This is a genomic window from Clostridium sp. UBA7791 (assembly GCF_002480755.1).
Lineage (GTDB): Bacteria > Bacillota > Clostridia > Clostridiales > Clostridiaceae > Clostridium_J > Clostridium_J sulfidigenes.
In genome coordinates, this window is record NZ_DLCT01000007.1 from 1 (window position 1) to 22,299 (window position 22,299).

A 22,299-nucleotide genomic window follows, 5' to 3' on the forward strand; every position below is an offset into this window, starting at 1 on the left:
AACATTTTTATTTTCACTTTTTTAATGTAAACTTATCCACGTGTGTTGCAAAATAACTGGAGCTCATAACCGGGATTGAACCGGTGACCTCCACCTTACCAAGGTGACGCTCTACCTACTGAGCTATATGAGCATTCAATACATAATGTATTTATTTTAAAATATTTTTGTCAGTTCCTTATTATAAATGATTTTTTTTTGTTTGTCAATACGATTTCATCTTTGTTCTAAACACTTTTCAAGTTTACGTTTTACTCTCTGAAGTGCATTATCAATAGATTTTGCTTGCCTATCTAAATCGCTGGCAATTTCTTGATAAGATTTACCATCAAGATAAGAATTCAAAACTTCCATTTCTAAGCCTGACAATACTTCTTGTATCTTACTTTCTATGTTCTCCATCTCTTCTCTATCTATTATCAATTCTTCGGGATCAGATACCCTTATACCTGATAATATATCTAATAGAGTTCTATCTGATTCTTCGTCATATATAGGCTTATTCAGTGATATATAAGTATTTAGTGGAATATGTTTTTGTCTTGTGGCAGTTTTTACAGCAGTGATTATCTGTCTTGTTATGCACAATTCTGCAAAAACCTTAAAAGATGCTAACTTATCATCCTTAAAATCTCTTATAGCTTTAAATAAACCAATCATACCTTCTTGATATATATCTTCTTTATCAGCACCAATCAAAAAATATGATTTTGCTTTAGCTTTCACAAAGTTCTGATATTTACAAAGAAGATATTCTAGGGCTCTATTGTTTCCCGTCTTAGCCAGAGCTACTATATCTTCATCTTTTTTACCCGTAAACATGGAGTTTAACTCATCATTGCCACTTGTATTTCCCAACAATATCCCCCCCAAAGCATAAATGACCCTAACTAGAATTATACATTAACAAAATTTAGATAGTCAAGATATATTATCTACTTCTTCTTATCTTTTCTAGCTTTTCTGCCACTTCTTTATCTATGGCCTCCTCAAAAAGATTTCTATTATGAAAACTCTTGTTCTCACACTGCCTAGATATCTTTCTGTTTGTTTCCTCAATCCAACTGTAAAACTCTATAGATGATACTCTATTAGCACCTCTTTGAAATATTAACTGTTGTTCTAGAGAATCAGATGTTACAACATAGACCTCTGATTTTCTCCCTATATGATTTACAGTCCTCTCTATATAACTATCCGCAGTTTCATCATGCTTTGTAAAAACTATAGTCAAATTTCCTTTTCTATCCTTTTTTTCTATACTTCCCTTTACCATATGTGCATCAAATACTAGTGTTATTCTGCACCCTTTAAAGGCTGCATAGTTAAGAAGTAAGTCAATAAGCTTATTTCTTGCAGCTTCGTAACTATAGTCCTTTATAGTATTTAATTCTGGCCAGCTATTAATTACATTATACCCATCCACAAAAATTTGCTTCAACTCTATACCCCATTTACTTCTATTTCAATCTTTGTTTTAATATTTCATATGCTATCATTCCACATGCTACTGATGCATTTAATGAATTAACCTTTCCTACCATAGGTATTTTAACCAACACATCGCACTTTGATTTAGTTAGCTTTGAAATACCTTTTCCTTCACTTCCTATAACTAAAGCTATAGGTCCTTTTAAGTCCGAATCATAGCAGTATTGGGTCCCATGCATATCTGCTCCATATACCCATATCCCAGATTCCTTTAGTTCATCTATAGCTACATTTATATTTGTAACTTTAGCAATTTTTATGTATTCCGTAGCCCCAGCTGAAGTTTTATAAACAGTAGGTGTAACTCCTACATTTTTTCTTTTTGGAATTATTATCCCATGTACTCCACAAACTTCTGCTATTCTTATTATGGACCCAAAATTATGAGGATCTTCAATTTCATCTAATACTAATATAAAGGGATCTTCCCCTTTTTCCTTAGCGTTATTAATTATATCTACTATACCACAATAATTGTATGGAGTTACTATTGCAATTACCCCTTGATGTGCAGCGGTTTCACTTATACCATCTAGTTTTGCTCTATCCACATATTTAACTACTACAGATTTTTCTTTAGCTAATGCTGTAATTACACTTATGGATCCTTTAGTATCTCCTTGTGCTATCATTATATATTCTATTGTTCTATCAGATTTTAGAGCTTCAATAACCGCATTTCTACCTTCAATCATATCTTCTCTTGAGGTTGCATTGAAATTTTCAACTTTTATATTGCTTTGTATGTTTTCATTTCTGTAGGATTGATTATTTCTTCTTTCACTATTTACATCACCTACAAATCTATTATTATCTCTTCTATTTTTCCCTATACGTTTAGGTCTAGCATTTTTACTACCTTGTCTTTTATCTTCCATCCTTATATCACTCCTATCATCTATTTCTATATCAATTTACATTTTATATAGATAAGTACTTATTTCTTATTTCTATAGCCTTACCACAAGTCATAGCTCCTTCTGAACAACTTTCCTTTACACAACTAGGACCGCATCCTTCAAATAAATTTGGTGCTACTTTTTTTACTTCCTTAAGCATAGCATCTGCTAAATCCCTTATTTCCCATTGAGCTCTCATACAGCATCTATGACTAAAGAAATGCATAAGCTCTCTAGCATTCATTGTAACTACAATTTTAGTTGCACATGCATTAGGAAATATATATCTAGCATCCTCAATAGCACTTTTTTCTGCTTTGGACTTTAATGATTTCATCTCTTTTTCTGTGATTTCTTCACATTTTTTTCTTGCTTTATGTTCATTAATATATACATCTAAATTAGAAGCTTTAAGCACTTCAACTAATTTATCATAGTCTTCCTGATCTTTTTTCATCGCCTCTACGAAGATAGCCTTACACTTCTCATCTTTTGCTATAGATGGTGGAATTATATATTCAAAAGCATCTAACTTAACATATCTTTGACTTTGCTGAGAATAAGAAGCAACTCTATGTCTAACCAATTGATGTGTTAAGCTTCTGGATACGCCCTCAATACCAAAAGTAAAGCTTACATGTTCAACTGGAGAGTTATGACCATAACTATTCAACATTTTTATAAATTTACTTGTAGTTTCTTCATCTAACCCTTCTGTTATTTCCTCAATTCCTACTGAACTATAACATAATTTAGCTGCTGCAGCTACTACTTTTTCTGGATTTGGAGTAAACTCCATAAGTTTAACTTTTATCATTATTATCACTCATTTCAATAATTTTATTAAGCAAATAATTTAATCTGTCATTCTTTCCTGAAATGTACAAATATCCTATTACAGCTTCAAATCCTGTTGCCCATCTATAATCACCAACATCTGCGTTCTTAGGAGCACTAGATTTAGTATTTCTTCCTCTCTTAAAAACTGACATTTCCTCTTCGTCAAACACATCTAAAATTAATTTTGCATAATTACTCTGTGATTTTGCTTTGACAAAATTAACAGTTTTTAAATGCAACTGCTGTACTTTCAATGATTTATTTTCCCCTAATAAATAGGTTCTTATAAACACTTCATACACAGCATCACCTATAAATGCAAGAGTTAATGGGTTTATTAAATGTGCTTCTTTTGCACTAAATTTTTCTTTCAATAAATCAAATTCCATATTTTTCTCCTTAATGAGATAAATCCTATTATAATAATTAAACATAATAATTATATATTTTCAAGATTTCATAGTCAAATCTAACTTTTCCCTAACACAATTCTTATTAATGAATTATTAAAAAATATAGTTATTAATAACCCTAATTATTCACTGTCTTCATCTTTTTCTTCTATTTCTAATAGGCCCTATTGAAAATTACAGTGATAGAATATCATTGGCTATTTTCATTTCTTTTAAAATAACAAAATCTCTGAACCCCTTGAGTCCACAACAACTAGTTATATATTTATATAGTTTCCTATTAACATATTTATATAGTTGAATATATATTATATGAAAATATAAATTCTCTTTAAATTTTATTACTTTGATTAACCACATGGTCTTCTAGAAACCAATATTAAAAATTATAGTAAAATAGGACTATATTTTATTAATACAGTCCTATTTACTTACAATGAAATAATTTACTTTATAGCAAATGATTAAAATTTTAAATTATTTGCTATAAACTCTTTTTCTATTCTGTCTACTACATCTTCTATATTTACTTCTTCAATATCTTGATTTTTTCTTAACTTAAATTCAACTATATCTTCAACTACTTTTTTACCTACTGTTACTCTTATTGGAATTCCAATTAAGTCAGCATCCTTAAACTTAACTCCAACTCTTTCATTTCTATCATCTAAAAGTACATCTACTCCTTTAGTTTTAAGATCCTCATAGATTTTCTCCGCTCTATTCATTTGTTCTTCATTTTTAACATTAGCAGGCATTACTATTACTTTATATGGAGCAACAGCCATTGGCCAAAGGATTCCATTTTCATCATGATGCTGTTCAATTATAGCTGCTACAGTCCTATTAATACCAATTCCATAACATCCCATTACTAGAGGTTTCTCTTTACCATTTTCATCTAAATAGTTAGCTCCCATAGATTCTGAATACTTAGTTCCAAGCTTAAATATATGTCCAACCTCTACCCCTCTTCTAATATTTATTGGGCTTCCACACTTAGGACACATATCCCCCTCTGCTACGAGTTTATAATCTCCTACTATGCCGTTAAAATCTCTTTCATAATTTACATTTTCATAGTGATATCCTGTATCATTAGCTCCAACTATAAAATTACTCATTCTAGTAACTTCTTCATCTACAAGTAGTGTATCTACTTGTAATCCAATTGGACCAGCAAATCCTATTTCTGCTGATGTAGCCTTTAAGACAGTTTCTGCAGCTGCCATTTCTAATTCCATAATTCCACCTAATGCATTAGAAACCTTAGTTTCATTTAAGCTTCTATCTCCTCTAACCATTACTGCCACAACTTTGCCATCAGCTTTATATATTAGAGTCTTTGCAAACTTCTTGTTACTAGTATTAAAGAAAGTTACTAACTCTTCTATAGTTCTTACATCTGGAGTTGCTATCTTCTTTAATTCCTTTTCTTCTTCTTTCTCTGCATCTTCCAGTTTAGATGTAGCCTTTTCTGTATTCGCGGCATAATTACAACCAGTACAGAAAGCTATTTCATCCTCTCCTATATCAGATTTAACCATAAACTCTGCTGAACCTGATCCTCCCATAGCTCCTGAATCTGCTTCAACAGCGCTAAATTCTAAATCACATCTAGTAAATATCTTATTATATGCTTCATACATCTTCATGTAAGATATATCTAATCCTTCATTATCTTTATCAAAACTATATGCATCTTTCATTATGAATTCTCTTGACCTCATAACTCCAAATCTAGGTCTTCTCTCATCTCTATATTTGGTTTGAATTTGATAAAGATTTAATGGTAATTGTTTATAAGATTTAATTTCATTTCTCGCTAAATCTGTAAATACTTCTTCATGGGTTGGTCCAAGACAAAAATCTCTTCCATTTCGATCTTTAAGCCTAATCATCTCTGATCCCATTACATCCCATCTTCCAGATTCTTGCCATAGATTTGCTGGTATAAGTGCAGAAGCTAAAAATTCTTGAGCACCTGCTCTATCCATTTCTTCTCTAACTATATTTTCTACATTTTTTAACACTCTAACTCCATTTGGCATGAAAGTGTATATTCCTGTAGCTGATTTTCTTATCATTCCAGCTCTTAACATAAGTTGATGGCTTGCTATCTCTGCTTCACCTGGAACTTCTCTTAGTGTACTTATTAACATCTTTGATAACTTCATCTTCCATTCACCTCGTAATTATATTTATTAATAAAAAAATAGAACCCACCCTAATTAGGGCGAATTCTATCGCGGTACCACCTAAAATTTATACTTCATTTTATAACGGCTCATGCCGGTAGTTAAAACTACTGCTCAGAAGCAGGTTCAAAACGTGTGAAAATCTTTCAGCCGGTGAATTTTCTCTCTGTGGGTATGTTTCTACTATTCTTCCTCATCACATATTAATATTAAATTTTAATAAATATCATTATATCATACATATTTAAATATTGCCTACATATTTATATTTTATTTTTTAAAATATTTTCTCCAATTATCATATCTTCTGGAGTTGTAAGCTTTATATTTAAATAACTACCCTCATAAAGATATACTTTTCTATCAAATTTTTCAACAACCATAGCATCATCAGTAACTTGCTCTTTAGTCTTTCTTAATTTTTCATGGCAGAATAATATAATATCATACTTAAAACACTGAGGGGTTTGAACTATAAAAGCATCCTCTCTATTTAAGGTTTCCTTGGCAAACCCTTCTTTATCCTTAATTTTTATAGTGTCCTTTGATTTAACTCCACAAGTACATGCACCATATTTTTCAGCATTCTTAATGCCATCATTTATTATATTCTCAGTAACAAATGGTCTAGCTCCATCGTGGATTAATACTATGTCACAAGGTTCTATTGCCTTTAATCCATTGTATACAGAGTCTTGTCTTTCCTTGCCACCTTTTACTAAAGCTCTAACTTTTTTAAGGTCATATTTTTCAATTATATTCTTTTTACAATACTCCATCTCATCTTCTGCACACAGAACTATAATATCATCTATATTTTTATTGTCAGAAAAAGCCCTTATAGTATGATATAATACTGGTTTTTCTGCCAAAGTCAAAAACTGCTTGTTTACATTTGATCCCATTCTTTTCCCTTGTCCTGCAGCCAATATTATCGCTGTATTTTTTCTCATAATTCCTCCAATAAATTAACCTTAAACTAATCATAAATTAGCGCTTAATTTTTCTTAATAAAAAACTATTGTTCCTTTGGTTTTGCAAATATCATTCTTCCTGCTGCTGTTTGAAGTACTGAAGTAACTACTACAAATATATTTTCACCAATATATTTTCTACCTTCTTCAATGACAATCATAGTTCCATCATCTAAATATGCAACCCCTTGACCTGACTCTTTTCCATCTTTAATTACCTGTGTTTTCATAACTTCTCCTGGTAATAAAACAGGTTTTACAGCATTTGCTAACTCATTAATATTTAATACAGGTACTCCCTGAAGTTCTGCAACTTTATTTAAGTTATAATCATTAGTAATTACCTTTCCATTCAATACTTGAGCAAGTTTAAGTAATTTAACATCTACTTCCTTAATATCTTCAAAATCGCCTTCCCATATTTCTACATCTATACTTAACTCTTTCTGTATTTTATTAAGTATATCTAATCCTCTTCTTCCTTTTGTCCTTTTTAAAGAATCTGAGGAATCCGCAATATGTCTAAGCTCATCTAAAACAAAAGTAGGAATTACTAAAGTACTTTCAATAAAACCACTTTGACATATATCAAATATTCTTCCATCAATTATTACTGATGTGTCTAACACCTTAGGGCTTAACTTATCTCCAACATTCTTTATCTTAGAATCCTTATTAGCTCCAGGCTTTTTAAAGCTTGTAAACACATGTATAATTTCATCTTTTTTTCTTACGCATATATCTGCAAATAAAACAGTAATTATTACCGTAACAATTACAGATATTATGGTTATTATTATCGAATCCACTCTAATAAGTGTAGATAATAATACTGATATTATAAGTCCAATTAAAGCTCCTATACCTGCAAATACAATATCTACTATTGGAATCTTTTGAGCAGACCTTTCTAAGTATTCCATAGCTTTAACAATTCCTGAGTTTATAAAAGGTGAAATAAAATAAAATATAAGTCCAATAAAAATAATACATAATACAACAAATATTATTGAAATAAAACCTGTATTGTTTATTCCTAACTTAGGTAAAAGTTCCGTAGAATTTCCCCATGCACCTAAAACATATCCTAATGTTCCTCCTATTAAGGTAAACAAAGCCCTTAATATTTTCTTTAACACCACAGCACCTCCTTAATTTTTAACCTATATTGTGATTATTTACAAATTTTCTCCATAATATCCTACTAAATTAAATATATATTATCATTAAATACATTTCAATGGATTATTAGAATATTAACTAAAATTTGATTAACTGTATATAATATTAACATTTAAAATATTTGATATTCTCAATTAATAATTAACAAATAATTTTCAATATAAAAATATTTGTCAATACTCACATTTTCTACTTCTTCACATAAAATAAATTGTTAACAGTAAAATTACCCCCTATGAATAATAGTAATATTGATATATTATATAAATAAAGGTATTCCAAGTAAGTAACTTTATTTATAAAGGAGTGAAAGTTATGAAGGATCTAATATTTGATGAATTTCAAAATTCTGTAGATAGTTCTTTATTAAGACATAAAAGTATACTTGACATACTAAGCAAATTGCAGGAATCTGAAAGTAGAGTTAACAGATCCGTAGTAAAAGCTGTTACTAGTTGCGGTTGTGTTAAAATTAAAGCTGAAAAACAGGGTATAAATTATTCATTGAACGATGATAAGGAAAACACCATAGATAAATTAACCTTAGATGATTTAGAAATACCTCTTAGTTCTCATATACAAGGAGAGCTATGTGATAATTGCCGTAAAATCATCGAACGAGAAATAGGCAATCACTTATTCTATATAACTTCCTTATGCAATAGTTTAGATATAAACTTATATGATGTACTTCTAACTGAATACAAAAACATAACTACCTTCGATAAAATTAATTTAAGATAGCAAATATAGCACAAACTTAATTGCTTTGTGCTATATTTGTTTATCTAATATAAATTGCTCTTTTAATCTTCTTAGACCATTTTTAATGGTTTTAGCTCTTGCTTCTCCTACCCCATCAACTAAATCTAATTCATCATAAGATGCTTTCATTACCACTTGAAGTTCTCCGAAATGTTTTATTAGATTTTCTATAATTGCCGATGGTAATCTAGGTATTTTATTTAATATTCTATATCCTTTTGTAGATATTAAATTATCCACTAAAGGAACACCACCATATCCTAATACCTTAGCTATCATATCAAGATCCAATAACTCTATAGCTGATAACTTTTCTATATTCCTATAAACATCAAGATATCTTTCAGCATCACTACAATAGTCTCTCACAAGAAATACTCCCTCTTGTTCAACGCCCTTGATTAATTCTCCTAATTGCATAGATATAAGTCTACCTTCATTCCCCAATTCACATATGTACGTTTCTATCTCACAAACTATTCTCATAACCATTTCATTTCTCTGTATTGCTGTGACTACATCTAAAAGGGTCGATAAATCTTGTAACTCCAGTAAGTTTAGATTACTTATTACTCTTTCTAAAACTAACTGATATTTTTCTAAGGTTTGAATAGCTTGATTAGCCTTAGCTAATACATCACTACTTTCTCTAAGGACATATTTTATATCATCTTTATATACAGTGATTATATTCCTTCTTTGAGATATTGCTACTACTATATCACCAGTTTCCTTTGCAACTCTTTGAGCTGTTCTATGTCTAGTTCCAGTTTCTTGAGTAGTTATAGATGGATTTGGCATCAACTGTGTATTAGCGTATAATATCCTCTTTAAGTCACTACTTATAACTATAGCTCCATCCATCTTTGCTAGTTCATATATATATGCTGGAGTATATTCTGATTTTATTGAAAATCCTCCATCTACCATATCTAATATGGCATTACTATCACTTAATACTATTAATCCTCCAGTTTTAGCTCTTAATATATTATCTAATCCTTCCCTCAGTAGGGTTCCCGGGGACATAATTTTTAGTATTTCCATAAGTTCTTTTTGCTCTTGTTCCCTCATTATTTTCCTCCATTATTAATTTAACACTTTACTGTTCTCTTATATATTATTAAAAAATCTTTGACACTGCTTCTCTAACTGTATCCACTCCAATTAAATTTATTCCCTTATTAGTTATTTTTGCTTTATTTTTATTGGGTAGTATTATACTAGTAAAGCCCATCTTTATTGCTTCATTTATAATTTTTTCTGCATGAGCTATAGGCCTAACTTCTCCAGTTAACCCTACTTCTCCTATAATTAATAAATTTTCTATTTTAATTTCCTTTGCTTTGACACTAGATATTAACGCTAAAACTATTCCTAAATCTCCATATGTACCGTCAATGTTAAGTCCACCTACCACGTTAACATACACATCACTGTTATAAAAAGGAACTCTTAATTTTTTTTCTAATACCGCTAATATCAAACTTAATCTCTGGTTATCAACGCCTACTGCAGTTCTACGTGGCATCGGAGCTTTAGTTTCACTTGCTAAGGCTTGAATTTCTACTAAAATAGGTCTAGTTCCTTCAACTATCCCAATGACTACTGATCCTTCCTGTTGCATAGATTTTTCTTGCAAAAATACTGAAGATGCATCATTTACTTCCTCAAGACCACTTTCTCTCATTTCAAACACACCAATTTCACTAGTAGTTCCAAAACGATTTTTTATGGTTCTTAATATTCTAAACTCTTGTGTTCGCTCTCCCTCGAAATATAGAACTGTATCCACCATATGTTCAAGAACTCTTGGTCCAGCCAATTCTCCTTGTTTAGTTACATGGGCAACAATAAATAATGGAATATTCTTTGTCTTTCCTATTCTCATTAAATCATTAGTACATTCTCTTACCTGAGATACACTCCCTGGAGCAGAAGAAATAGTTGGTTTATATAATGTTTGAATAGAATCTATTATTATAAACTTTGGCTCCATTTCAGTTATATGCTCTTCTATAATATCTATGTTGGTTTCCGATACCACATAAAGTTCTTTTCCTGTAGCTTTCAGACGTTCTGCTCTCATTTTTATTTGCTCTTCTGACTCTTCTCCAGATACATACAGAACTTTTCCATACTTTAGTGAAATATTACTGGCACTCTGTAGCAATATAGTAGACTTACCAATACCAGGATCTCCAGATATTAAAGTTAATGATCCCTTTACAAGTCCACCACCTACAACCCTATTTAATTCCCCAATTCCTGTATCTAACCTTTCATATTCACTGGATTTTACATCCGTAATATTCTTTGGCTTATTTCCAGAAGACATAGTAACTGACCTTTTAAAAGTAGTTACTGCTTCACTTTTAACTTCTTCTCCCATAGTGTTCCAGCTATTACATCCAGGACATTTTCCATACCACTTTGGAGCTTCATAGCCACACTCATTACATATATATACTTTTTTAATCTTTGCCATAATCTGCTCCTTAAATTTTTTATATTAATTTATTATTTCTTAACAGTTAATTAAAATACTTATTATACTATGAGTTTAACCATTATTTTATATAGTAAATTATATTGTTCTTAACTATAAAAAAACCACTTATATAAAGTGGTTAAAAATATATGGTATTATATCTATCATAATTATATACCCATTTTTGTTTAAACACAATGAAGTAATTAGCTACACTTAATAAACTTCAACTCGTCTTTTTCAACTGTTATTTGTATGATATCACTCTTTTTGAAATTTCCTTTAAGAATCTCATCAGATAGTCTATCCTCAATCATATCAGTTATAATTCTTCTTAAGGGTCTAGCTCCGTACTCTTTATCTCTTTTTTGTTTACTTATGAATGTTTTAGCTTCATCTGTAAATCTTAATATAATATCATTTTGCTTAGCTCTTTCACATAGATTATTTGTGATTATATCAACAATTTTAATTATGTGTTCATCTTTAAGTTTATGAAACACTACTATATCGTCAATTCTATTTAAAAGTTCTGGCTTAAAGATATTCTTTATTTCGCCAAGTATAATTTCTTTCATATTTTTATATTCATTATCACAATTTTTATCATCAGATAATCTTTCAAATCCTATAGAACGGTGTTTTTTTATAGTAGATGCTCCTGCATTAGAAGTCATTATAATTATAGTATTCCTAAAATCTACAACCCTTCCCTTAGAATCAGTAAGTCTTCCATCTTCCAGTACCTGAAGTAAAATATTAAATATATCTTCATGTGCCTTTTCTAGTTCATCAAATAGTATTACCGAATATGGACTTCTCCTAACTTTCTCTGTTAATTGACCTCCTTCATTAAACCCTATATAACCTGGTGGTGAACCAATTAGCTTTGATACAGAGTGTTTCTCCATATATTCCGTCATATCTATTCTAATTATTGAATTTTCATCATCAAACATAGTTTCTGCAAGCGCTTTAGATAATTCAGTTTTTCCTACCCCTGTTGGTCCTAGAAATATGAAACTCCCTATAGGTCTCTTGCAATCTCTTAGTCCTACCCTTGATCTCCTTATGGCCTTTGCAATAGCTTCAATAGCTTCATCCTGACCTATAACTCTTTTATGAAGAATGTTCTCTAAATTTAATAATCTATCAGTTTCTTTAGATGTAAGTTTCTCTAAAGGTATTTTAGTCCATGTTGATAAAACTTTTGCAATCTCTGCCTCATCTACCGTTATCTTGATTTCTTCATTACTTTCTACTAACGTTCTTTTTCTAGAGTTTAATTGTTGTCTTAATTCATATTCTTCATCTCTAATGGATGCTGCCTTTTCAAAATCTTGAATATCTATTGCTTGTGATTTTTCTTCAATTTTTTTCTTAAGCTTCTGCTCCAAAATTCCAACTTCATTTCTTTGTAAATTTTCTATTCTACTTTTAGCCCCTGCTTCATCTAAAAGATCTATTGCTTTATCTGGTAGGTATCTATTTGATATATATCTATCTGACAAATTTACTGCTGCACTTATAGCTTCATCTGTAATTCTAATTGAATGATGTTCTTCATACTTATTCTTTAACCCTTTAAGTATTTGGATAGCATCTTCCTTAGAAGGTTCTTCAATTATAATTGGTTGAAATCTTCTTTCTAAAGCAGAATCCTTTTCAATATACTTTCTATATTCATCTACGGTTGTCGCTCCTATGCATTGAAGCTCACCTCTTGCAAGGGCAGGTTTTAAAATGTTAGAAGCATCTATTGCCCCTTCCGCACCACCAGCTCCTACTATAGTATGAATTTCATCAATGAATAAAATAATATCCTCACTCTTACAAACTTCAGCCATTAAAGATTTTAACCTATCTTCAAATTCTCCTCTATACTTTGCTCCTGCAACCATAGAAGCCATGTCTATACTTATTACTCTCTTATTTAATAACATGTCTGGTACACCATCACTTTGAATTTTTTGTGCTAATCCCTCAACTATGGCTGTCTTGCCCACTCCAGGATCTCCAATTAAACATGGATTATTTTTTAGCCTCCTACATAATATTTCTAAAACTCTTTCTGTATCCCTTTCTCTTCCTATAACTGGATCAAGCTTATTTTCACTAGCATATCTAGTTAAATCCTTCCCATACTTATCAATCATTGGAGTTTTATTTCTTTTAGACTTGTATGGCTCCTCTATTTTCATTTCAGTTCTACTGTCATGAAAGTCAGAGTTACTACTTAATGATATTTCACATTGTTTTTTATTGTAGGATAACATTCCTAGCAACTCATTGAAGTTTGTTCCTAAATTATCTAATATTGTATAAGCTACGCCCTCTTCTTCTTTAAGTATAGCTAATAATATATGCTCCGGAGATACAAATTTATCATTTAAATTTCTGGCTTCTACTAAACTAACTTCCATCAGCTTTTTAGTTCTAGGAGTAAAATATATCTCTTCTGGATATATCTCATCCTCACCATAGCCAACTAATTTTTCTATTTTATCTTTAATCTTTATTTCATCAACACACATATTTTCTAGCGCCTTAGCTGCTATGCCGCCCTCTTCCACAATACCTAATAATACATGTTCAGTGCCTACATATCCATGTCTAAATCTTTTCGCTTCTCCGTGAGCATACATCAATGCTTGTCTTGCTCTATCATTATATTTATTAAACATTACACTAACCCCTTTATCTATATAGCAAAATGCTAATACTATAATATTTAGTCTATCCAATTCCAGCAATGACAAACCATAATTTGTAATTATTTTTAAAATATATTTTTTGAAAACGTATATAAATAAAGTACCTTCCCTATTGGAAAAGCACTTTATTTATATATTTTCTATCTTTGTATAAAGTAGATATAGCATTGTCATAATCATAATACTCTATTTTAATGCATTTTTCTTCATAACATCTTATTTTAACATTTAGATTTTCATTTAAAATTACATCAATAAGAGCACCATCTTTATCATAGCTAAACTCCTTTAAATCATTTAATAGTTTGTCTATATTTTCTTTGTTTCTAATCATCTTTTCCTCCAGTATTATAAATAACTTTAATTTCATATAATAGATTATTTTAAGTAAAAATCATATTATCATATGATTTTTACTTAAATAAATAACATAATATGATTAGATTATTAAAGATATATCATTAATAATTTTAAAACTCTAATTCCGAATCATTAAAATATCCATTAAACTGTGAGTTATACAACCTAGCATAAATTTCACCACTATTAATCAATTCTTTGTGAGCACCTTTTTCAACTATTCCCTTATTTGTTAATACTACAATCTCATCTGCATTTTTAACAGTTGATAGTCTATGAGCAACTATAATAGATGTTCTTCCCTTAGATAACTTTTCTAAAGATTTTTGAATTATAAGCTCTGAAGTATTATCAAGAGCTGATGTAGCCTCATCTAATATTAATATAGGCGGATTCTTTAAAAATACTCTTGCAATAGATATTCTTTGCTTTTGACCCCCAGATAACTTTACTCCTCTTTCCCCTACATAAGTTTCATATCCTTCTGGTAGTGACATGATAAAATCGTGAATATTAGCATTTTTAGCTGCTTCAATAACCTCATCATCGTCAGCTTCAGGATTTCCATAGAGAATATTATCTTTTATAGTTCCTGTAAATAGAAATACATCTTGCTGTACTATTCCTATGTTTTTTCTCAAGGACTTTAATGTTATGTCCTTAATATCTTCTCCATCAATGGTAATTTCTCCTTTATTTAGTTCGTAAAATCTTGGGATTAAATGACAAATAGTTGTTTTACCACCACCAGACGGTCCAACTAATGCTAAAGTCTTACCTTTTTCTATTTTTAAATTTATATTAGATAATATTTCTTCACTACCTTCATATTTAAAGGTAGCATTTTTAAACTCAATTTCACCTTGTACATCTTTAAATTCTCTTGCATTATCACTATCTACTATGTCTGGTTTAGTATCCATTAACTCTACAAAACGCTTAAATCCTGACATACCTGATTGATATTGTTCCACAAATGATGTTAATCTTCTTATTGGTTGCATAAAATATGCTACATATAAAAAATAAGTAGATAGATCAATTACGCCTAATTCCCCTTTATATACGAAGTAACCTCCAAACCCTAAAACAACTACATTTAGCATGTCTACAAAAAATCTCATTCCAGACATGAACTCTGCCATATATTTATAAGCAGAAGATCTACTAGTTCTAAATTGAGTATTTCCTTCATCAAACTTTTCCATTTCATATTCTTCATTAGTAAAAGATTTAGCAACTCTTATTCCTGATATACTATTTTCTAGCTTAGTATTAACTACAGCTATCTTCTTTCTAACATCATAAAATGCCTTGGACATTTTCATTCTCTTAGTCATCGTAAATATTATAATTATAGGTATACAAGCAAATATTATTAATGTTAATTTTATATTTATAGCACATAGTAACCCAAAGGATCCTATAAGCATTATTATTGAAATAAATACATCTTCCGGTCCATGATGTGCCAGCTCAGAAATATCCATTAGATCATTAACAATACGTGACATAATATTTCCAGTCTTATTATCATCAAAATAGCTAAATGGTAATGTCTGTAGATGGGCAAAAACTTCTTTTCTCATATCATATTGAAGCCTTACACCCATTACATGACCCCAATAATCTATTATATAATTTGCTATAAGCTTAACTACATACAATAATACTAAGACAATTGTAAATATTAATATTGTTCTTAGATTCTTATTAGGAATTGCATCCTTTAATAGGTAATTTGTAAACATAGGAAATACTAAATCCATGGCTGCTACTAAAAATGCACATATCATATCAATTATAAATAGAGTTTTGTGTGGCTTGTAATAAGATATAAATCTCTTTAACATTAAAATTCCTCCATATCTCCTAGTAAAATTAAAAAAATTGTTCTATAAACATGTTTTAAGCCCCAGCAGAAAAACTCCTTCTACTGAAGCTTAAATTCTCTATGAACTTATTAAAATACTCTTTAATTAATCTACATAAATCTTCAACAAAAAAACTTTCACTTCTAAGAAATTAATCATTATTTTTACTCATAAACATTTCTATATCTTCTATACTTTTAATTATATGAGCAGAAAGATTTACATAACCATCCTCTGTAACCAGAATATCATCTTCAATTCTAACACCTATACCTTCTTCTTCTATATAAAGTCCCGGCTCGTCTGTAATAATCATACCTGGTTTAAGCTCTATATTTCTCGGTCCTACATCATGGGTATCTAATCCTAATGGATGTGCTACACCATGATAGTAGTATTTATTTAACTCTGAGTCTTCCTTTATAAGGCCAATTCTGTTACATCCCTGAGCAAGAACTCTTTTAGTTATGTCTTGTAATTCACCAGTAGTAATTCCTGGTTTTACTGCTTTCATAACAGTTTCATTAGCTTCTAATACAATATTATATACTTCTTTTTGTCTTTCTGAAAACTTCCCATTGATAGGAAAAGTTCTACTTATATCCCCATTGTAATATTTATATTGTGCCCCTAAGTCTAAAAGCATAAGCTCTCCATCTTCAGTCTTAGTATTATTATCTACATAATGAAGTATAGTTGCATTCTTTCCAGTGGCTGCAATAGTTGGAAATGCAAAATCCTTAACTCCATTTTTCTTTAAAATATAATTAAAATATGCTTCAATTTCATACTCTTTCATGCCTGGTTTAGCATTACTCCATATTTCTTTTATCCCTTCATAAGTTATATCTATAGCTTTTTTAATTAATTCAATTTCTTCTTCTCTTTTTATAGTTCTAAGTAAAGCTATATCATGATATATATTTTTAACTCTTACATATGGATATCTTTTCATAATATCTACCGCAAAATTTTGAGATGATGTTTGTGGAATATTAAATTCTTGTCTTTCTAAATCTAAATACACATTATCAATATTAAATCTATCAAAATAACTTGCAATAGTACTTTGAAAATCTTTTAAAAACTTAATATCCTCTATACCTGAAACTTCTTTTGCTTTATCTTCACTTATTGTTTCGCCAACCCATTTAGCCATAACAGGATCATTCTCTTGTATAAATAACATTTCTGACACTTTGCCATTAATATTTATAATCACCATAATTACTTTTTCTTCATCAATACCGGTTAAATAATAAAAGTTTCTGTTTGGTGTAAATGGATAAGTCTCATCTGCGGACTTATAAGGAGCTTGTCCAGCAAAAAAGATAGCTATAGAATTTTGAGAAAGCACATCCCCTAACTTTTTTCTGTTAGTAACATAAAAAATCTTATTCATAATTAATCCCCTTTTCATCATTATTTTCTATAAACCCCAATAATTATTATATACCATATATTATAATATATCTAATATATACTAAAACTAATAAGTGAAGTGGATAAAACCCATAAAATAGAAATTGTACTTTTTTACCTTCACTCCCATTGTAATGATAAATAAAAAATAAACTATTAATGCAAGTTGCTTGAAGAAAAACTCTAAAGTTTACTCCAAATGGTTCCATAAAATATTTTAAATATGGTATAGTATATAAAAAATTCAATCCTATCATAGAAAGAGTTAATTTTTTAAAATTCTCTTTAAACATCTTAAAGCATAATATGATACAAACTCCATATATTGCATAATCAGATTGAAATTTCTCTAAGATATATAGTATTCCTAATATAATGACAAATTTAATTATATATATAGAAATATCAAATACTTCTTTGGATATCTTAATATCATGCTTTAACTTGTAATAATGAACTTTTTTGTCTAGTATTATCATAATAAATATTCCTGAAAGAAGTGTAAAAAATACATTTAGTCCTTTAGTCTCAAATGCTAGCATGTAAGGTATTTGTGATATGATAGCTAAAATAAATAGCCTAAACATATATCTTTTTATATTCTTAGTCCTACTATATCCCTCTGTTATTAAAAATGCATATATAGGAAATGCCACTCTTCCAATGATTCTAAAAAACATTATCTCTGGAAAAAATATGGCTCCTGTATGATCAATTAGCATAGTTACACAGGCCAATAGTTTAAGCGAGAAACTATCCATAACTTAACAATCCCCCAATGATTATCTTTCTATTCATTATATTCTTTCACTTGATATTCATGGTGTGATATATCTGCACACTGCACTATCTTATGTATTTTATCATCAAACTCTATAGTTGTAAGACTTGTCTGCTTTATGTATGGCTCCATCCAAAAATTACTTATATCGATATTTTCTAAACTACAAAGTAATGCTTTTATAGGCATAGTATGTGTAACTATAAGAATACTTTTTCCTGTATTTTCTTCTATAATATCCATAATTGCTTTATCAATTCTTTCAATGAGCTCTTCAATGGTCTCTCCATCGCCTACAGGTTTATATATTTCTGGTTTATTCCAATAATTATAATATTGCTCTGGATACATTTTCTTTATTTCATCTTGGTTCAATCCTTGGAATTTACCTAACTTCAATTCTCTTAGTCCATCATGACTTATAAGTTCAACACTCTTATTTTCATTAATTATTTCTGCTGTCTTATAGGCTCTACCACTAGAACTTGAGTATATCTTGTCTAAATTAATTCCCTTTAATCTCTCTCCAAGCCATTCTGCTTGTTTTACTCCTAGCTCTGTTAAAGGAGAGTCATTCCAACCTTGCATCCTCCCTTCTACATTCCATTGAGTTTGTCCATGACGAGTTAAATATACAGTTGTTGTCACTTCTTCTCCTCCTACACTAAATTAAAACTTATTAATATACCAATTTTAATATAACTTATCTAAATATGCAAATATATCACATTTAAATTCTATGCTTATACATTGAATTCATATCTAAGAATATTAAGGTTTTTATATAAGTAAAAAAATATGCAAATAGTAAGTCCTCTTAAAACTTACATACTTGCATACTATCTAAAGCCTACTAATTATACTAGCACATTAATCCTTATAAATATCAAATTTCTCTAATTGTATTCTATTAGGTAACACTTTTGTATCATGAAACAACTCATCTAGTAGCATAAGATTATCGTTTTGCTCAACAATTTTATGAGATCCAATTCCAAATTCATCTTTTAATAATTTTTCATCTTCGTTTTGTGGCATGAATATAGTACTTACCATCATTTCTTCCTCCTCTCTCAACTATATCAAATTTATCACTTTCCAAAATGTTACATAATACTTTTGCATCTTCTACTTTGGCTTCGCTCATCTCAATTTGGAAGTTATCTAACGGTCCAATTATTCCCATATAGTCATGTATAGAACTATAATCGCTTAATCTAATCTGTCCATATATATTCATTTTATAGTCTGACATAAACAACCCCCTATTATATAATTATTTATAGTTTGTTAAAGTTCATATATTTTTATACATTATTATTTAAGTCATATATTCTTTGAAGTATTAAATATCTAAAAGTAATTAATTATATATTAACCCACTGCACAAAAAATAAACCCAGTGATAAAATTTCTATTATCACTAGGTTTATCTATTTATATAAAATTAGAATATCTACACAAAATTTATACTATTTTTATGCTTCCTTTTTATTTTCGGATACAATTTTATCTACTAAGTCACCTGGAACTTCTTCATATCTTTCAAATTTACTTCTAAAGCTTCCTCTAGCACCTGTTATACTTCTTAAATCAGTAGCATAGTTATACAATTCAGCTTGAGGTACTTCACTAATTATTCTTTGTCCCTTTAATCCCGGCTCCATTCCTAGTATTCTTCCACGTTTTTTATTTATATCAGCTATAACATCTCCCATATAATCATCTGGAATATCTATCTCTAGGTACATTATTGGTTCTAAAAGAATTGGATTTGCCTCTTGAAGACCTCTCTTATAAGCTAGAGAAGATGCTATTTTGAATGCCATTTCTGAGGAATCTACTGGATGGAATGAACCATCATGTAATGTTGCCTTTAATCTTATAACTGGATATCCTGCAAGTACTCCATGAAGTATACAATCTCTAAGCCCCTTCTCTACAGCTGGTATATATTGTCTAGGAACAGCACCTCCTACTACTGCATCAACAAATTCTAATTCATCTTCACCATCATTTCTAGGCTCAAATTTAACCTTTACATCTCCATATTGTCCATGTCCACCTGACTGTTTCTTATGTTTTCCCTGTACATCTGCAATTTTTTTGATTGTTTCTCTATATGGCGTTTTAGGAATTCTAAGACTTACATCTGCCCCAAATTTATTTTTCAATTTACTTACTAAAACTTCTAGATGTGTTGTACCAATACCTGAAATTACTACTTCAGCATTTTCTATATCTCTTGATATTGAGAATGTAGGATCTTCTTCCAATAATTTTGAAAGTCCACTTGATATTTTATCTTCATCTCCCTTTGTATTAGGTATTACAGCTCTAGAATATACTGGTAACGGAAATTTCATTCTATTAAACACAATAGGTCTGTTTGAAGCACATATGGTATCTCCAGTACTAGTAAATTGTAATTTTGAAACCGCTCCAATATCTCCAGCTTTTATTTCTGTAGTAGGATATTGTTTTTTTCCTTTCATAAAATATAGAGATCCAAGTTTTTCGTCTTTTTCTTTAGATGAATTGAATACAACAGTATCTGATTTTGCAGATCCTGTTATAACTCTAAACATAGATAGTTTACCAATGAATGGATCAACTATTGTCTTAAATACCAATGCAGAAAATGGTTCTTTTTCATTGATTTTTATATTTATAAATGCATTGTTTTTAATATCTTTAGCCATATATAAGTTAGTCTCTATTGGAGATGGAAAACATTCTACTATATCTTCTAATAATGTTTCAGTTCCTATACTTGCTATAGCTGAACCACACATTATAGGGCATATATCACCTGTAGATGACCCTTTGATTAACCCATGATATATATCTTCTTCACTTAATTCCCCATCATTAAAATATTTATCTAACAAAACTTCATCAGTTTCTGCTACCGCTTCCATGAGCATTTGTTTACACTCTTCCACTTTATCTCTTAACTCCTCTGGGATTTCTCCTTCTTCCATAGTATGAGTCTTAGGATTAAATATTCTAGCTCTATTAGATATAATATTTACTATACCCCTAAGTTCTGTTTCTTTTCCTATTGGGTATTGTATAGGCACAACAGACATACCAAACTTGTTTTTTAATTGCTCTAAAACTTTTTCAAAGCTACTATTCTCACGGTCTAATTTGTTCACAAATATAGCTCTCGGTAATTTACGCTCAACTGCATAATTCCATGCCTTCTCTGTTCCTACCTCAATTCCTGCAACTCCACACACAGTTATCATTGCCATATCGATAGCACTTAGTCCTTCAATTATTTCTCCTTCAAAATCAAAATAACCTGGCATATCTACTAAGTTAATTTTAACATCTTTCCATTCACAATGAGCAACAGCTGTAGAAATAGATATTCCTCGCTTTTTTTCTTCTACATCATAGTCACTTACAGTAGTTCCATCCTCAATTTTTCCAATTCTATCAATCTCTTTAGTATAATATAGTAAACTTTCCATCAAACTTGTTTTGCCCGAACCACTATGACCAATTATTCCCACATTTCTTAAATTATTAATTTTATACTCTTTCATAAGGCGTACCCCCTAAATTTAATTTGGATGTATTAAGTTTATAAAATTGTATTAAATATATATTTTATTCTATGCATTATCAAAATTTCCTCTAAATGTTAGAATATTTATAATATTTAATCAATTATAAATAGAATAAAGCCATAATATAGCTTTATATCTATTTATATTTCTTAAATTAACTAATATTCTTTCCTTATAAAAATATCTTATAACAACACTGTTTGTACTTTTTTGAAGTGATAGCATTTTATTTTTTAAACAATAAAAAAAGTAGATAATTAACAAAATTATCTACATAAAATTTATAATTATAAGAAATGGCTCCGCGAAGAGGA

20 protein-coding genes and 1 tRNA gene are annotated in these 22,299 nt (G+C 29.7%); 1 reads left to right on the plus strand and 20 read right to left on the minus strand.

Annotated features, from left to right (window positions below; translation table 11 throughout):
- Positions 1-57: 57 nt before the first annotated feature.
- The 9 genes from B3Z56_RS13125 to B3Z56_RS13165 form a co-directional block, all read right to left on the minus strand.
- Positions 58-133: transfer RNA gene (locus tag B3Z56_RS13125), tRNA-Thr, on the minus strand.
- A gap of 83 nt (positions 134-216) precedes the next feature.
- Positions 217-822, minus strand: coding sequence for an RNA polymerase sporulation sigma factor SigH (sigH, locus tag B3Z56_RS13130; RefSeq protein ID WP_051824237.1), 606 nt, complete (start codon positions 820-822; stop codon positions 217-219).
- Between the two features lie 109 nt (positions 823-931).
- A complete protein-coding gene (locus B3Z56_RS13135) occupies positions 932-1,441 on the minus strand; it encodes an NYN domain-containing protein (RefSeq protein ID WP_035135170.1) in 510 nt (169 codons plus the stop codon).
- Positions 1,442-1,460: 19 nt separating this feature from the next.
- A complete protein-coding gene (rlmB, locus tag B3Z56_RS13140; RefSeq protein WP_346867662.1) occupies positions 1,461-2,186 on the minus strand; it encodes a 23S rRNA (guanosine(2251)-2'-O)-methyltransferase RlmB in 726 nt (241 codons plus the stop codon).
- 226 nt (positions 2,187-2,412) lie between these two features.
- Positions 2,413-3,210: an FAD-dependent thymidylate synthase gene (gene thyX / locus B3Z56_RS13145; RefSeq protein ID WP_346876254.1), complete on the minus strand. Its 798-nt coding sequence runs from the start codon at positions 3,208-3,210 to the stop codon at positions 2,413-2,415.
- Positions 3,194-3,619, minus strand: coding sequence for a Mini-ribonuclease 3 (locus B3Z56_RS13150; RefSeq protein ID WP_346876253.1), 426 nt, complete (start codon positions 3,617-3,619; stop codon positions 3,194-3,196). Before B3Z56_RS13150 ends, thyX begins: the two co-directional genes overlap by 17 nt.
- A 488-nt stretch (positions 3,620-4,107) precedes the next feature.
- Positions 4,108-5,820 carry a proline--tRNA ligase gene (locus B3Z56_RS13155; protein WP_346876252.1) on the minus strand — a complete coding sequence of 571 codons (1,713 nt, stop codon included), beginning with the start codon at positions 5,818-5,820 and terminating at the stop codon, positions 4,108-4,110.
- Positions 5,821-6,104: 284 nt separating this feature from the next.
- The gene (gene ispD, locus B3Z56_RS13160) at positions 6,105-6,794 is read right to left on the minus strand and encodes a 2-C-methyl-D-erythritol 4-phosphate cytidylyltransferase (RefSeq protein ID WP_346849279.1); all 690 of its coding nucleotides are present in this window, start codon (positions 6,792-6,794) and stop codon (positions 6,105-6,107) included.
- Between the two features lie 65 nt (positions 6,795-6,859).
- Positions 6,860-7,954, minus strand: coding sequence for a PIN domain-containing protein (locus B3Z56_RS13165; protein WP_150843588.1), 1,095 nt, complete (start codon positions 7,952-7,954; stop codon positions 6,860-6,862).
- 358 nt (positions 7,955-8,312) lie between these two features.
- Here B3Z56_RS13165 and B3Z56_RS13170 point away from each other — a divergent pair, with 358 nt between their 5' ends.
- Positions 8,313-8,741 carry a hypothetical protein gene (locus B3Z56_RS13170; RefSeq protein ID WP_035135181.1) on the plus strand — a complete coding sequence of 143 codons (429 nt, stop codon included), beginning with the start codon at positions 8,313-8,315 and terminating at the stop codon, positions 8,739-8,741.
- A 30-nt stretch (positions 8,742-8,771) separates the two neighbouring features.
- Here B3Z56_RS13170 and disA read toward each other — a convergent pair whose 3' ends face one another.
- From disA to fusA, 11 genes are all read right to left on the minus strand, one after another.
- Entirely contained in the window at positions 8,772-9,836 is a 1,065-nt protein-coding gene (gene disA, locus B3Z56_RS13175; protein ID WP_346849278.1) for a DNA integrity scanning diadenylate cyclase DisA, read from the minus strand.
- 49 nt (positions 9,837-9,885) lie between these two features.
- On the minus strand, positions 9,886-11,250 hold the full coding sequence (gene radA / locus B3Z56_RS13180) for a DNA repair protein RadA (protein WP_346849277.1): 1,365 nt from the start codon (positions 11,248-11,250) through the stop codon (positions 9,886-9,888).
- 209 nt (positions 11,251-11,459) lie between these two features.
- Positions 11,460-13,937 (minus strand): ATP-dependent Clp protease ATP-binding subunit, encoded by a 2,478-nt coding sequence (locus B3Z56_RS13185; protein WP_346849276.1) that lies wholly within the window; start codon positions 13,935-13,937, stop codon positions 11,460-11,462.
- 139 nt (positions 13,938-14,076) lie between these two features.
- A complete protein-coding gene (locus B3Z56_RS13190) occupies positions 14,077-14,301 on the minus strand; it encodes a hypothetical protein (RefSeq protein WP_035135188.1) in 225 nt (74 codons plus the stop codon).
- Positions 14,302-14,437: 136 nt separating this feature from the next.
- A complete protein-coding gene (locus B3Z56_RS13195; RefSeq protein WP_346876251.1) occupies positions 14,438-16,180 on the minus strand; it encodes an ABC transporter ATP-binding protein in 1,743 nt (580 codons plus the stop codon).
- A 172-nt stretch (positions 16,181-16,352) separates the two neighbouring features.
- A complete protein-coding gene (locus B3Z56_RS13200; RefSeq protein WP_346878977.1) occupies positions 16,353-17,603 on the minus strand; it encodes an aminopeptidase P family protein in 1,251 nt (416 codons plus the stop codon).
- Positions 17,604-17,649: 46 nt separating this feature from the next.
- Positions 17,650-18,384, minus strand: coding sequence for a TraX family protein (locus tag B3Z56_RS13205; protein ID WP_346849273.1), 735 nt, complete (start codon positions 18,382-18,384; stop codon positions 17,650-17,652).
- 29 nt (positions 18,385-18,413) lie between these two features.
- Positions 18,414-19,052 carry a histidine phosphatase family protein gene (locus B3Z56_RS13210; RefSeq protein ID WP_346849272.1) on the minus strand — a complete coding sequence of 213 codons (639 nt, stop codon included), beginning with the start codon at positions 19,050-19,052 and terminating at the stop codon, positions 18,414-18,416.
- 222 nt (positions 19,053-19,274) lie between these two features.
- Positions 19,275-19,463, minus strand: a complete 189-nt coding sequence (locus B3Z56_RS13215) for a hypothetical protein (protein WP_346849271.1) — start codon at positions 19,461-19,463, stop codon at positions 19,275-19,277.
- A complete protein-coding gene (locus B3Z56_RS13220) occupies positions 19,423-19,659 on the minus strand; it encodes a hypothetical protein (RefSeq protein WP_035135200.1) in 237 nt (78 codons plus the stop codon). The genes B3Z56_RS13215 and B3Z56_RS13220 overlap by 41 nt, the downstream gene beginning before the upstream one ends.
- Positions 19,660-19,882: 223 nt before the next feature.
- Positions 19,883-21,961, minus strand: a complete 2,079-nt coding sequence (gene fusA, locus B3Z56_RS13225) for an elongation factor G (protein WP_346849270.1) — start codon at positions 21,959-21,961, stop codon at positions 19,883-19,885.
- Positions 21,962-22,299 lie beyond the last annotated feature (338 nt).

Coding starts and splice junctions, on each gene's coding strand:
- fusA (WP_346849270.1), bottom strand. CDS start 21,961: ATGAAAGAGTATAAAATTAATAATTTAAGAAATGTGGGAATAATTGGT.
- disA (WP_346849278.1), bottom strand. CDS start 9,836: ATGAGGGAACAAGAGCAAAAAGAACTTATGGAAATACTAAAAATTATG.
- B3Z56_RS13220 (WP_035135200.1), bottom strand. CDS start 19,659: ATGTCAGACTATAAAATGAATATATATGGACAGATTAGATTAAGCGAT.
- B3Z56_RS13185 (WP_346849276.1), bottom strand. CDS start 13,937: ATGTTTAATAAATATAATGATAGAGCAAGACAAGCATTGATGTATGCT.
- B3Z56_RS13195 (WP_346876251.1), bottom strand. CDS start 16,180: ATGTTAAAGAGATTTATATCTTATTACAAGCCACACAAAACTCTATTT.
- B3Z56_RS13190 (WP_035135188.1), bottom strand. CDS start 14,301: ATGATTAGAAACAAAGAAAATATAGACAAACTATTAAATGATTTAAAG.
- sigH (WP_051824237.1), bottom strand. CDS start 822: ATGTTTACGGGTAAAAAAGATGAAGATATAGTAGCTCTGGCTAAGACG.
- B3Z56_RS13155 (WP_346876252.1), bottom strand. CDS start 5,820: ATGAAGTTATCAAAGATGTTAATAAGTACACTAAGAGAAGTTCCAGGT.
- ispD (WP_346849279.1), bottom strand. CDS start 6,794: ATGAGAAAAAATACAGCGATAATATTGGCTGCAGGACAAGGGAAAAGA.
- B3Z56_RS13205 (WP_346849273.1), bottom strand. CDS start 18,384: ATGGATAGTTTCTCGCTTAAACTATTGGCCTGTGTAACTATGCTAATT.
- B3Z56_RS13200 (WP_346878977.1), bottom strand. CDS start 17,603: ATGAATAAGATTTTTTATGTTACTAACAGAAAAAAGTTAGGGGATGTG.
- B3Z56_RS13215 (WP_346849271.1), bottom strand. CDS start 19,463: ATGATGGTAAGTACTATATTCATGCCACAAAACGAAGATGAAAAATTA.
- radA (WP_346849277.1), bottom strand. CDS start 11,250: ATGGCAAAGATTAAAAAAGTATATATATGTAATGAGTGTGGCTATGAA.
- rlmB (WP_346867662.1), bottom strand. CDS start 2,186: ATGATTGAAGGTAGAAATGCGGTTATTGAAGCTCTAAAATCTGATAGA.
- B3Z56_RS13150 (WP_346876253.1), bottom strand. CDS start 3,619: ATGGAATTTGATTTATTGAAAGAAAAATTTAGTGCAAAAGAAGCACAT.
- B3Z56_RS13170 (WP_035135181.1), top strand. CDS start 8,313: ATGAAGGATCTAATATTTGATGAATTTCAAAATTCTGTAGATAGTTCT.